Annotated in this window: 15 protein-coding genes; 7 read left to right on the top strand and 8 right to left on the bottom strand. The window is 64.8% G+C overall.

Features of this window, described 5'->3' with window-relative positions; genetic code table 11:
- Nucleotides 1–159: 159 nt before the first annotated feature.
- From ACIPY3_RS22360 to ACIPY3_RS22380, 5 genes are read left to right on the top strand one after another with little or no spacing between them, the layout of a single operon-like run.
- The gene (locus ACIPY3_RS22360) at nt 160–1,140 is read left to right on the top strand and encodes a hypothetical protein (protein WP_400337574.1); all 981 of its coding nucleotides are present in this window, start codon (nt 160–162) and stop codon (nt 1,138–1,140) included.
- On the top strand, nt 1,137–1,913 hold the full coding sequence (locus ACIPY3_RS22365; protein WP_400337576.1) for a hypothetical protein: 777 nt from the start codon (nt 1,137–1,139) through the stop codon (nt 1,911–1,913). Before ACIPY3_RS22360 ends, ACIPY3_RS22365 begins: the two co-directional genes overlap by 4 nt.
- Nucleotides 1,914–1,955: 42 nt before the next feature.
- A complete protein-coding gene (locus ACIPY3_RS22370; RefSeq protein ID WP_400337578.1) occupies nt 1,956–2,591 on the top strand; it encodes a hypothetical protein in 636 nt (211 codons plus the stop codon).
- Nucleotides 2,578–3,213, top strand: coding sequence for a hypothetical protein (locus ACIPY3_RS22375; protein WP_400337580.1), 636 nt, complete (start codon nt 2,578–2,580; stop codon nt 3,211–3,213). Before ACIPY3_RS22370 ends, ACIPY3_RS22375 begins: the two co-directional genes overlap by 14 nt.
- Before the next feature lie 57 nt (nt 3,214–3,270).
- Entirely contained in the window at nt 3,271–3,870 is a 600-nt protein-coding gene (locus ACIPY3_RS22380) for a hypothetical protein (RefSeq protein WP_400337581.1), read from the top strand.
- 81 nt (nt 3,871–3,951) lie between these two features.
- On the opposite strand, the gene ACIPY3_RS22385 is transcribed toward ACIPY3_RS22380, so the two are convergent.
- Genes ACIPY3_RS22385 through ACIPY3_RS22395 form a run of 3 tightly spaced genes read right to left on the bottom strand, consistent with a single transcriptional unit; the run spans nt 3,952 to nt 6,073 of the window.
- Nucleotides 3,952–4,527 carry a DUF3618 domain-containing protein gene (locus tag ACIPY3_RS22385; RefSeq protein ID WP_400337583.1) on the bottom strand — a complete coding sequence of 192 codons (576 nt, stop codon included), beginning with the start codon at nt 4,525–4,527 and terminating at the stop codon, nt 3,952–3,954.
- The gene (locus tag ACIPY3_RS22390; protein ID WP_400337585.1) at nt 4,524–4,955 is read right to left on the bottom strand and encodes a phage holin family protein; all 432 of its coding nucleotides are present in this window, start codon (nt 4,953–4,955) and stop codon (nt 4,524–4,526) included. Before ACIPY3_RS22390 ends, ACIPY3_RS22385 begins: the two co-directional genes overlap by 4 nt.
- Nucleotides 4,952–6,073, bottom strand: a complete 1,122-nt coding sequence (locus ACIPY3_RS22395) for a hypothetical protein (RefSeq protein WP_400337587.1) — start codon at nt 6,071–6,073, stop codon at nt 4,952–4,954. The genes ACIPY3_RS22390 and ACIPY3_RS22395 overlap by 4 nt, the downstream gene beginning before the upstream one ends.
- A 175-nt stretch (nt 6,074–6,248) precedes the next feature.
- Between ACIPY3_RS22395 and ACIPY3_RS22400 the strand changes: the two genes are divergently transcribed.
- Nucleotides 6,249–7,328 carry an aromatic acid exporter family protein gene (locus ACIPY3_RS22400; RefSeq protein ID WP_400337589.1) on the top strand — a complete coding sequence of 360 codons (1,080 nt, stop codon included), beginning with the start codon at nt 6,249–6,251 and terminating at the stop codon, nt 7,326–7,328.
- A gap of 8 nt (nt 7,329–7,336) precedes the next feature.
- Here ACIPY3_RS22400 and ACIPY3_RS22405 read toward each other — a convergent pair whose 3' ends face one another.
- Nucleotides 7,337–7,699: a hypothetical protein gene (locus ACIPY3_RS22405; RefSeq protein WP_400337591.1), complete on the bottom strand. Its 363-nt coding sequence runs from the start codon at nt 7,697–7,699 to the stop codon at nt 7,337–7,339.
- Nucleotides 7,696–8,385 (bottom strand): sigma-70 family RNA polymerase sigma factor, encoded by a 690-nt coding sequence (locus ACIPY3_RS22410; protein WP_400337594.1) that lies wholly within the window; start codon nt 8,383–8,385, stop codon nt 7,696–7,698. Before ACIPY3_RS22410 ends, ACIPY3_RS22405 begins: the two co-directional genes overlap by 4 nt.
- Nucleotides 8,386–8,631: 246 nt before the next feature.
- Between ACIPY3_RS22410 and ACIPY3_RS22415 the strand changes: the two genes are divergently transcribed.
- The gene (locus ACIPY3_RS22415) at nt 8,632–9,411 is read left to right on the top strand and encodes an ANTAR domain-containing protein (protein WP_400337596.1); all 780 of its coding nucleotides are present in this window, start codon (nt 8,632–8,634) and stop codon (nt 9,409–9,411) included.
- Here ACIPY3_RS22415 and ACIPY3_RS22420 read toward each other — a convergent pair.
- The 3 genes from ACIPY3_RS22420 to ACIPY3_RS22430 form a co-directional block, all read right to left on the bottom strand.
- A complete protein-coding gene (locus ACIPY3_RS22420) occupies nt 9,408–9,797 on the bottom strand; it encodes a DUF1761 domain-containing protein (RefSeq protein ID WP_397325996.1) in 390 nt (129 codons plus the stop codon). The two genes, ACIPY3_RS22415 and ACIPY3_RS22420, sit on opposite strands and share 4 nt — an antisense overlap.
- A gap of 79 nt (nt 9,798–9,876) precedes the next feature.
- Complete coding sequence (locus ACIPY3_RS22425) at nt 9,877–10,722, bottom strand: helix-turn-helix domain-containing protein (RefSeq protein ID WP_400337599.1); 846 nt, start codon at nt 10,720–10,722, stop codon at nt 9,877–9,879.
- A gap of 67 nt (nt 10,723–10,789) precedes the next feature.
- The gene (locus ACIPY3_RS22430; RefSeq protein WP_397325994.1) at nt 10,790–11,635 is read right to left on the bottom strand and encodes an HAD family hydrolase; all 846 of its coding nucleotides are present in this window, start codon (nt 11,633–11,635) and stop codon (nt 10,790–10,792) included.
- Nucleotides 11,636–11,842: the final 207 nt, after the last annotated feature.

Below are 11,842 nucleotides of genomic sequence, written 5' to 3' on the forward strand. Positions count from 1 at the left end.
CGCGGGTCACTTGAGGCCCCTTCGGAACCTCGACACGGGCCTCAAGTGACCCCGCGTTGCTTTGATGGGCACCGCTCCCCATCGCGGTGGTGTCCCGGTGCGCCTAGGCTTGGACGAGGTTTTTCGACTCACACACCACTCATGCAAAAGGGGTTGCACATGGCTGGGTTCTACGGTGCGGACATCGCACAGCTTCGCAGTCTGGCCGGGGTGATGGGCAAGGCTGCGGACGCGATCACCTCGCAAAGCGCACAACTGTCCAACGCCATCAATTCGGCCAACGCCTGGCAAGGCCGCGATGCCACCGTGTTCAAGAACGACTGGAACAGCCAGCACCGGCAGAGCCTGGTCAAGGCGGCCAGCATGCTGCGGGACAACGCAAGCCTGTTGAAGAAGAACGCCAACCAGCAGGAGTTCGCGAGCCACAACGACGGCTCCCGCAGCTCAGTGGGTGTCATCAAGGACGTTTACGACACCGGAATGGGCGTCAAGGACCTCGGCTCCCAGCTCTGGGCGGCCTACAAGCTGGGCAAGCTCGGCTGGCAGGACTTCGCCAAGACGCGGGAAGTCCTCACCAACTGGCGGGCCGGCGGAACAGCGGTGAAGGACGCCCTGACCGCGCTGCGCAATGGCGAGAAGATCACCGACGTCATCACTGACCTCAAAGCCAACATTCCCTACAGCCAGGCCTTCCAGGACGCGAGCAAGTTCTCCAAGGGCCTCCGGGTGGCCGGTGCGTTGGCTGCGCCGCTGAACATCGTGGGCGGCATCAGCGACATGATCAACCCCGAACACGACGGCTGGCGGGGTACGGGCGACCGGGTGGCAGGTGGTTTGTCCGTGGTGGGCGGCGTGGGCAGCATCATGCTCATGACCGCAGGTGGCGCGGCGATGCTGGGCCCGATCGGCGCCCCGATCGTGATCGGCGCAGGGATCGTGGCCGGGGCCTGGGCACTCGGCAACCTCGTGGCGGACAACTGGGATTCCATCACCAACTTTGCACGCAATCCGGGCAGCTACATCGCCGACGGTGCCAGGGAAGTGGGCAACTTCGCCAAGGACGTAGGCAGTAAGGTGGCTGACGGGGTCAGTAATGCCGCCAAGTCAGTTGGAAACTTTGTCGGAGGGATATTCGGATGACCACCAACACCATGAAATGGACTGCGCGGGACATTGAAGCCGCAGCCAAAGTCCTGGGTTCGGCCAGCGCCGCCGGCGCCGCGCTGCCCACGCTGACCGACGAAGAAGTGGTAGCCCTGGACGGCGTGCAGCACGAGCAGATCGTGGCGCTTCCGTGGCTTTCCTCGCAGGATGCCAGCAAGGAACTCCTGTGCGCAGTGGCCCTTCGCGGGCTGCTGGCCAAGGAACTGGTCTACCCCGTGATTTTCGAGGGTGAGGCGGAACCCACGCGCCTGCACGCAACGGAAGAAATCACCGGCGCACTCACCCTGCGCCGCAGTGGCAACAGCCTGGTCTCGGTGGAGCGAACGGTGTCCACGGGCAAGCGCTGGCTGTACGGCTATGTGCATGACGACGGCGTCCTGATCGAGGAAGTGGACGAGGGAGGCCTGCACGGCTTCACGGTGGTCTCCAGCGACCAGTTGGTTCCCCGGCTGGCAGAGTTCGTGGATCCCAAGGGCGCTGCGCAACGCGACTCAGAGCCCGGGTCCTACACCGAACCAGCATTTGAGGAGTATGCCTCCAAGGCTTTGTCCGACACCGAGGCTGCCAGCAACGTGGTGGCCTTCAACACGGACACCAACGAATTCCCTACCGTCACCGTGTACACGGGTCCGTCCGGCGTGCATGTCCTGACCCCGCGCGTAGAAGGCGAAACGGTCTCGCTGGAGGTCAAGGAAACGTCCGCGGCTACCTTGGCCGGTATCCTGGCTGGTCTCGCAGGTCTCGCCTGACCCACCCCAGCCGACCCACCGCCGTCGAACTGAAAGCCCCACATGAGCAAGCCAAAGCCTGAAACCGCCACCGGACTGGTGGATGCCGCCAATGGAAGGCCCGTCCGGCGCCACACCGAGACAGGCGCCTACTACGTCAAGGCGTCCGGAAGCGCGCACTTCTGGGGCCGGGTGCTGGATGCCCTGGTATTCCTGGCGGGCTACAGCGTCCTGGCCGTCATCGCTGCGGTGGCCCGCAACGCCATGATGAACAGCGGCTCGCTCCTGGCCTTCAACGACGGTTTTTGGCTGGCGCTCTACGTGATCCTCTGGTTCGTCGGATTGCTCGTGTACGGCATGATCTGGGGAGCCGTAGGGAGCGTTGGGGACGCAGCCGCGGGCTTGCGCTCCGTGCGGATCAAGGACGGCACGACGGCGGGAGCCTGGTTGGGCGGCTGGCGCGCCATCTGCTGGTCCTTCTTTCCGTTCTTCGTGGTCATGGTGATCGCTGCTGCGTTCAGCGGCGGTTCCGGGGAAACGTGGGACCCCAAATTTGCCGCCGTGGACCGCCGCTCCGGCCTGGCCCTGGGCCGGCAGCCCATCCCGGACCCGAAAGCTCCGGCGGTCGCCCAGGCTTCTGCCGCGGAGCGGGAGGATCTTCCCAACCTCTACGGCCAGCGCCCGGATGCGCGGCCGTAACTGGCTGGTCCGACGCGCTGAAACCCGCCTGGGTAACGAACTGGGCGGGCTCCGGTTTGTGGCCTTGTCCCGGCGCATCTTCTGGAAAGTGCTGCCGTGGTGCTTGGTGGTGGGGTTCGTCTTCGGGACCATCGGCGAGTTCATCAGTCCCATCCGCTCCACCCGCGAGGCAGGCCACTTTAACGATCCCGTCCTGTTCGTGCTGACGAGCATCCTCACCGGCCTGGTGTTGTGGGCCATGACGTTCCTGGGCAGCTTCCGGAAGCTCCTGGTGTTCGAGCGTGGTCTGGCGGCCAAGTACTCGCAGCGGCACACTACGGTGGTCCTTCGATGGGAGGACGTGGCACCCGAATCCCTCAAGGCCGTCACCACCTCCGACGGCACTGATCCGGACCGGCGCTTGCTGGCTTCCCGCAAACTCTCCCTGGGTGCAGGCGGGCGTAACGCAGTGGTATTTAAGGCACAGGACTCGTTCTGGGTTTTTTCCAGTGACGAGGACCCGGCGCCGTTGGTCCACTCCATCCGCGGGGCCATGTCAGAGGCAGGAATACCCGCTGCGTCCCGTAGGACGGACGGTGCGCTGCCCGCCGTCGTGCTTTCCGGACGCACGGCACTGGACTGAGTAATACGGAATCAAGCCCTTGCAGAGCCGCTACCAGCCGGTAGCATGTGATCCACTATGTTCACGCTGACCATCAACCAACGCGACAGCCGCCGCGACGGAGATTTGGTGCCCAAGCTCCTGAAGGACCTCCGGCACATCCCCGCCCGGCTCGACTTTGACCGCTCGGTTGAGGACGAGGTCCAAGGCATCGTCGACTCGGGCCACCATGCTGTTGAGTCGGCGTTGATCGCGCTCCGCAGCGGGCACTGGTACGTAGGGATCGGTGTGGGTCCCATCAACGAACCCCTGCCGAACCTGGTGAAGGATGCCTCGGGGCACGGCCTGGTGTACGCGCGGCGGGCCGTCGACCGGCTGCGCAACAGCAAGGAGCGCGTGCCGGTGGCTGTGGACGGGCCGTTCGCGGCCCAGGCGGCCGAGGCGGAAGCGGTGCTGCGTCTCCTGGGGCACATTGTGCAGCACAGGAGCGCCGCGGAGTGGCGCGTGCTGGACCTGCTCACGCCGGGTGTCCGTGGCCAGCAGAAAACGGTGGCCCAGGAACTGGGGATCACCACGCAGGCTGTCAGCAAGGCATTGGCCCGGGCCCAGTGGGTGGAAGAACACGCCGCCCGTCCCGCGGCCGCACGGTTACTGCAACTGATCCTGGACGTCCGTTAGCCACCCAACTGAGTCGCAGTTGTGCGCGTTCTGAGCCCTCAAAACGCGCACTAATGCGACTCAGTTGGGTGGGCGGACAGGCTACTGGTTGCCCAGGTTGTCCTTTGCCGTGGCGGCGCGGTCCTGGACATCGGCGGCAGCCGCCTGGCCTTCGTCCTTCACGTGCGTGGCAGCGTCAGTCGCGGTTTCCTTCACGTTCTGGACTGCCTGGGTGGCTGGATCCTTAAGGTGCTCGGCCATTTCCTTGGCGGCGTGGCTCAGCTCTTCCGTCAACGGCTGTGCAGCCTCCTTCACTGCCTGGGCCGCTTCGCGTTCCTTCTCCGATGGCGGGATCAGGGCCGAAACCAGCAGGCCGGCACCGAAGGCGATCAACCCTGCGGCAACGGGGCTGCCCTGGGTCTTGCGCGTGATCAGCTGCGGAGTCTCGCCGATACTGGAAGCGACATCGGCGGCAGCGTCATGCGCCTGGTGGGCAGCGTTGCCGGCAGCATTCTGCACGTCGTCGCTGGCTCCGAAGACCGCATTCTTGATGCGGTCCACCCGGCGATGAACGATGTGCGAAGGAGTGACCTTGTCCGCGACGGCATCAACATTGGTGCTGAGCCGCCGGCGGGTTGCTTCGATATCGGCGCGCAGGGCGTCCGGGTTCTGCGTCATCGTGTCTCCTCGGTGTTCGGTTTAAAGGTTGGAGGAATTTCCTTGACTGTCTCGGCTGTACGCGGCATGCCCTTGATGGTCTTGAGTTCCTTGCGTCCCATGCTGGCGAGCACTGCCGCGACAATGCCCCAGATGACGGCCACAATGACGGCAGACCAGCCAAGGCCAACCAGTTGACCGAGGGCCCACCACAGGGCGAGCGACAGGAAAACGACCGCCAAGTGGCCTGCCCAAGCGGCACCGCCAAGCATGCCGGCGCCCTTTCCGGCCTTCGTGGCCGATTCCTTGACCTCGGCCTTTGCCAGCTCCACTTCCTGGCGCATCAACGTGGAGACATCGCGCGTCAGGTCACTGAGCAGCTCGCCCAAAGGCTGGGATTCCGCTTTGATGTGCGCCTGTGTTGGAGGCAAATCGGCGGGACTGCTCATCGGGGACCTCCGTATTCCGGGCTGTCCGGGTCATCCAGGGGGTCTGCGAGCGGGTCGCCCTGCGCCTTGGTCCCACCGTCCGTCTCCGGGTAGGCAGCCGTGGAGCCTTCGAACCCGCCGGTTGTTCCGGCGTCGTAACCCTCGGGGTTGTAGCCAGCCGTACCCGCGGCCGGGTCGTAGCCAGCCGTGCCGGCGTCGTCACCGATGGTTCCCGTGCCGTAAGCCGCCGCTCCCGCAGCACCGCCAGCCGCCGTGACTCCACCTGCCGGGGGTGTCCCATACGCCGACGGTTGTTCGGTGCCATATCCGGCGCTTGGCCTGGTGGTGTAGCTGGCAGTGGTTGCGTCCGGCCCGGGAAGGTCGACGGCGGGCGGCGGCACGGCGCCACCGGAACTGGGGTAGTACTCCGCGCGTGGCGAAGTTCCCGCACCCGTGCTGGAACCATCCGCCGAAGCATTGCCTGCCATGCCGCGGCCCAAGCGTCCGGCAAGTACGCCGGCACCTGCGGCGAGCAGGAGGAAGGCGCCGGGCTTGCGGCGGGCAAAGCTCTTGACCTCGTCCAGGAGGGATCCCGGATCGCGATTCTCCAGCCAGTGGGCAACGGAGGACGAGCGCTCGGCTGCCTGGTGGACCAGGTCCGTGGCTACCCCGCCGTCGGTGGAGGCGTTGGCCATGGTGGACAGTTCGTCCGAGATGGACCGAAGTCCTTCCGCGACGCGCTGCTGTTGGGTTGCCGCCTGTTCAGTCAGCTCGCCTTTGGTCTGGTTCAGCAACTGGCGGGCGTTCAGCTTGACCTCATGGGCCACGTTGGCGGCCTCGTCCTTGGCGGTATCAACCACATCCCCAGCTGCCGCGCGGGCAGTGTCAGCCACATCCGCGGCCTCGTGCTTGACATCCTCCGTGCTGGGCGTCCCCTTGCCGGACGCGGCCCTGTGTCCTGCTCCGGCGGCGTCGTACGGATCCTGGCCCTGCTGGTCCGTGCTTGTGGCCGCGGAGGTACCAGCAGCATAGTCAGCCGTCGAATCCAGGTAGCTTCCGGAGTATGGTTCGGTCCCTGCGGGGACCCCATTCCGTGGCGCCGCGAAGCTTCCGTCCTGCGGCGATTGGCTCTCAGTCATTGTCGCTCTCTTTCCACAGTTGGCAGGCTGCGGACAGCAGCCGGGATAGTAAGTATCGTTACTATCAATGGGTGTGTACCCCCGAATTGCGGATTCAATCGCACCAGTTTCGCGGAATTTCCAGCACGGGAACTCCCCCTCGACAGGCATGGTTTCACCTGCCTACCTTGGTGCCATGAGCCACATGCCCCGCAGGCAGCGGCTGATCTCCGCGCTTCGAAAGACCGTTACCCGCCACCGTCTGCTGTTCGCCGCCAAGACTGCCTTGGCGGCCGGACTCGCCTGGTACGTGGCGCCGCTCATGCCCGGACCGGCAGCCGCCTACCCGTACTACGCCCCGCTCGGGGCGCTCGTCAGCATGCATCCAACCGTGGCCGCGAGCGCCAAGCACGGCCTCCAGAGCCTGCTGGGATTGGCCCTGGGCATCGGCATGGCGTTCGCCATCACCACGTTCGCCGCCCCCACGGCCTTCTCGGTGGCACTCGTGGTGGGCCTGGGCGTGCTCATCGGTGGTCTCCCGAGGCTCGGGTCTGCATCCGAGTGGATCCCCATGGCTGCCCTGTTCGTCCTGGTCCTTGGGGATTCGAATGCCGAGAGCTTCTCCTTCGGGTATGTCCTCCAGATGGCCATGGGCGTAGCCGTTGGCTTCGCCGTGAATTGGATGGTGTTCCCGCCGCTCCACCTCGAAGGAATCGACCCCGCACTTGCCGGACACCGGAGTGCCCTGTCTCGGCAGCTCACGGACATGGCACGCGCCATGGAGGAATCCTGGCCCCCGGACCACGAAGCCTGGGCAAGCCGCAGCGGTGAACTCTCTGCTACCACCTCAGCCGTCCGGACTGCGGTGCTCGAAGCGGAACTAAGCACCAAAGCGAATCCCAGGTCCCGCCGTCGTGCCCGTCGCCTTCCCGACGACCTCGCAGGACTCCGGACGGTGGAAAGGCTGACCTTCCATGTCCAGGACATCACGGACGTGCTGGCCAGCGTGATCTGGGAGGAGGGCGCGGACACGGTGCTGCCGGAGGGCGTCCTCAGCCATCTGGCCGAGGCGCTGGAATCCGTGGCGGCCGTGATCGATAAATGGCGCAACGACCAGGCCCGGGAACTCGAGGACCAGCTCACGGACGCACGGGACCGGGTGCAAGCCCTGGGCGACGCCATCAACGAGGCGGCGGCCGGTCAGGCCTCGGTGAACGCCGCCGCGTCCGTGGCCATGAGCCTGCGGCGGATGATCACTGTTTTGTCCTCCGAATAGCCGCGTGTTCAGCGCGGCGTCAGCGGTGGCGAGGCTTCCCTCCCGTGGCCGGCGCCCAGCCCTTCCAGGATTTCAGTCAAGGCCTCCAGCGAGGACTTGTGCGGCATCCAGCCGAGCAGGCTCCGCGCCCTGCCCGTGTCCATGATGGGAGCTCCCGCGGCCATGTCCACCCAGCCCGCATCGGTCACCTGGATGCGCATACGCCAGGAAACATCGACGACGGCGCGCAGCACCGCGAGCGGCAGCGGCAAATGGCGCTTGGCTTTGAGGATCCATGCGAGCGCGTTGGGGTCCAGCACGGGTTCCGCGGCGGTGGTCTCCGCGGAGGGGCTCAAGTGCTGAAGCGTGGAGGCGCTTTGGTCCGGTTTCACGGTGCTGTTCCGTCCTCAAGCCAGGCTGGGCCTCCGTCCAGCAGTTGCGCCTGCAGAGCCACCAGGACCTTGGAGAGCTTTCGCGAGACCTGCATCTGGGACATCCCCAGTGCCTCAGCGATGGTGGATTGGGTCTCCTCGCGGTAGTAGCGCCTGTACAGGAGGTGGCGGTCCTCGGCGCTCAGCGTCCTGATGGCATTCCGAAGCGCCAGGACATCGTCGAGTTTGTCGGTGGGGCAACCGATGCTTGAGAGCGTTCCCTGCAGCCCGTCCCGTCCTTCGGCAGCGGGCGCATCCAAGGAGTCAGGCCTCTTGCTGGTTCCAGCCATGAGGGATTCCCGCACCAGGCACGGCTCCATGCGCAGGTCCTCTGCCACCTCCTCCGGTGTCGGCGTGCGCTGCAGGACCTGCGTCATTTCTTCGCTGCGTGCCAGGACTTGCCGCCGCAGATCCTGGATGGGCCGTGGCGGACGGACCACCCAGCAATGGTCGCGAAGGTACCTTTTGACCTCCCCTGCGATGGTTGGCGCAGCGTAGGCGGGAAAGCTGAAGCCTTTGGCTTCGTCGTAGCCGCGGGCAGCCTTGATGAGGCCCATGTAGGCGACCTGGCGGACGTCGTCGATGTCGCGGGCGTGGGCGGAATACCTGGCAGCAATGGATTTCGCGAGGTTGAGGTGATCCAGCACCAGTCCATCGCAAAAGCTTCGCCGAATGGTGCTTTCCGCAGAGTGTGCACGGACGGATGCATGAGGTGGTCGGGCTTGTCGCATGGGCTTCAAATCCTTGGACCGGGCGGGGGAGCCCATGGCAAGACTCTGATTAAAAGCCAAGCATACTTATCATATTAAGCCAAGGATACTTACTATTGGATAGGGTGGTTCCTGGGGGCCAAGCCCGGAGAGCAGCCCCGAACCCCGTGATCGGAGGTAGTCATGGATCGACAGCAAACCGCTGAAACCCAGCCCGTCGCCGCAGAGATCCAAGATCTTCTGCTGGACAATCCGGATGTGGAGGCGTTCCTTACCGAGCTGGCACGGCATTCCGCAGCCATGTTCAGCGTGAACAACACTGCAGTCCACTGCGGGGTCACCCTGTTGCGTCGCCGGACTGCGGCCACGGTCGCCAGCAGCAGCGAACGTGCGCTGCAGCTGGACGAACTCCAGTACCAATTCGCCGAGGGTCCGTGCCTCACAGCTGCCCGGGATGGGGTCCAGGTCCACATCCCCGATCTGTCAAAGGACAACACCTGGCCTGAGTACACCGACGCAGCCAGGGAGCAAGGCATAGGGTCGATCCTGGCGCTCCCCTTCCCACTCCTGGACCAATCCACCAAGGCCGGGCTGAACCTTTACTCAGAAAACTCCCAGGGGTTCAACCAAGCCGCAGTGCAAAGGGCCACCGACTACGCACTCCAGGCCTCCAAGGGTTTGCGCCTGGCCATCCTCCTGGCCCAACACAGCCAAACCGCCACGGACCTCAAGGCCGCCATGGCCTCCCGGACGGTCATCGATATCGCCACGGGGATCATCATTGCCCAGAACCGTTGCAGCCAGGCAGAGGCCGTAGAGCTCATCAAGCGCGCCTCCAGCAACCGAAACGTCAAGCTGCGGGACGTAGCGCAGGCAATAGTCGACAGGGCAGGCGGCGGCCCCATCGAAACACACTTCAAGCAAACCCCGCGCAACGGCAGTGCCCGAGGGTGGGCCGGCTAGGCCTGCATCGCCCCCAGGATGGCCCCCATCGCGGTAAATGTCACCACGTTGTAGCTGCCGTTGATGGCGAACAACACCGGACTCCGACGCTCGAACAGGTAGTTCACCCCGAGGGCGGTCGCTACCCACCCCACGCCTGCAGCCAAGCCGGCCAGCGTGCCGAAGCCCGCGCCGGCACGCCCGATGAACGCCGCCAGGAAAACGGCCATCACGACGGCAAGGACAAACGAACCCAGGAACACGCGGGCTGTTCCGGACTTCAACTGCTCATCGCTCACGCCCGCTGCCTTCTGCCACGGTTTCGCGAACAGCAACGAATACCAAAGCCCGCCCACCACGAACGTCGCCAGTGCGGCCAACAGGACGCCGAGCCAATTGATGGTCATGTGAGTCCTTTCATCTGCGGATACTGAGAGGACCCTACGACGCAACCGGCGGGCGGGTCTTGTACAAATGCCGCATCCACTACGCCAGGCTGGAAACCTGCTCCAAGGGCACGAACGTGGCGTACTCGGCACCGTAACTCTGCACCACGCGCAGATATTCGGTGGGTGTGAATCCGCTGAATCTCCGGAACGCACGGATAAGGTGCGGCTGGTCATAGTAATCGGCCAAGGCCAGGAGATCCCGTCCGGGGACCGACCCTTCAGGCATGGCTGCGGCAGCGTTGACGAACCGGAAGAACCTGCAGACGTCCGAGTAGGCCTTTGCCGTGAACCCACAATCACGCATCATGATGCGTTCCAGCGTGGACGTGCTGATGTTGAGGCCGGCAGCGAGGCGTCCGATCTCCACGTCCTCCCTGGCCAGCGTCTCCACGGCCCTGGCGGTACGTGGATCCAACCTACGTTCCGGGCGCAGCGACCGTTCCAGGAACCCGCCCAGCACCGCGAACGCCTCCTGCGGATCCGCCTGCAGCAAGCGTGGCCGGAGGTCGGCCAGCCCGGGCAGGACGCCTTGGGCGTCCACCACTTTGCCCTGGAATTCCGACGGCGGCCGGCTGGTGAACGCTGACAGGCCAAACGGAGTCAGCCGCGCGCCTACGTTGAAGATCCGGTCCGGGTTCTCGCTGACCAGGTAGCTCCGCTGGAGCCCGGAGTAGAAACCAGTGGAGACCTCCGTCGCCGTATACCCATTCCCATCCCCGGAGGGCGTGATGAGCCGGTACGGATTGGACAGGTTCAGGATCAAGTGGGCGGATGGACCCGGCAGGATCTTCTCGTACCTGGCCCTCGGAACAGTTTGGACGAACCACAACTGAGTGGCAAAGGGCCTCAGCCCGGGCGGCGCCGGGCACTCCTGATACAGCACAGCGCCAGTCTAGGAGGCCTCGGCGCGGAAGCGCCCCCGCGCGGCAGCGGACCAAGCCGCGCCGCACCTACAGAAGGTCGCGCAGGACCAAGGCGGCGCCGTCGTCGAGCACTGACGCGGTGACCTCATCGGCCACTGCCAGTACTTCCTCCGGTGCTTGGCCCATGGCGACCCCGCGGCCGGCCCAGGTGAGCATCTCGATGTCATTGCGGCCGTCGCCGATAGCGAGTGTGTTGTCAGGATCAGTGCCAAGCTGCAGGCGCAGGGCTTCCAAAGCGCTGGCCTTGGTGACGCCCTCGGCCGCGATGTCCAGCCAGGCCGTCCAGCCCACCGAGTAGGTCACGCCGGAGAGTCCAATGTGGTGGATGGCTGCGTTGAATTCTTCGGAGGTGTTCTCGCTGCTGAACACCACCACGCGCACAGCCACGGAATCCAACATGGTCTGGAAGTCCACGCCGATCGATTCGACACCGAAGCTGGCGTCCTGGAAACGCTCGGTGGAGAGGAAGTTGCCCGCCTCGTCCTCCAGTGCGTACTTGGCATTGGGCAGCCGCTCCCGAAGTGCTTTGAGGGCAGGGGCGGGATCGAAGGTGGCCTTGTGGATGATTTCGTAGCCTTCATCCAGCGACGGGTCCAGGCGTAGGGTAACGCCGCCGTTGCAGCACACCGCATAGCCGCGTTCCAGGCCGATCTGCTCGATGATCGGGAGGGTCGCATTGAGTGAACGCCCGGTGGCAATCATGACGTCGTGGCCGTTGGCTACGACGGCCTGCGCGGCCTCCCGGACAGCCGGCGACATGTGGCCATCGTGATCCACGAGCGTGCCGTCCACGTCCAAGGCAATCATCAGTTTGTTGTTGTTCATTGGCTGGTCATCGATGCCAGCAACTGGAGTATCAGTCAAAATAGTCATGGTTCCAGTAGAACAGACACCCCTGACAGCTCATAGGACCGGGGCCACAGCAGCGCCTTAACGGTCAGTGAACTCTCGCCCCCAACTGACTCGCAGTCGTGGTTGTTCTGAGCGCTTCGAATCATGCGGTGATCGCAACACCTGATTATTGAAGGGTGTCGATTGCCGTGGTGAAGTTCTCGAATCGTTTGGTTGCTGAGGTTGTTC

The organism is Paenarthrobacter sp. NPDC089714 (assembly GCF_044748905.1).
Lineage (GTDB): Bacteria > Actinomycetota > Actinomycetes > Actinomycetales > Micrococcaceae > Arthrobacter.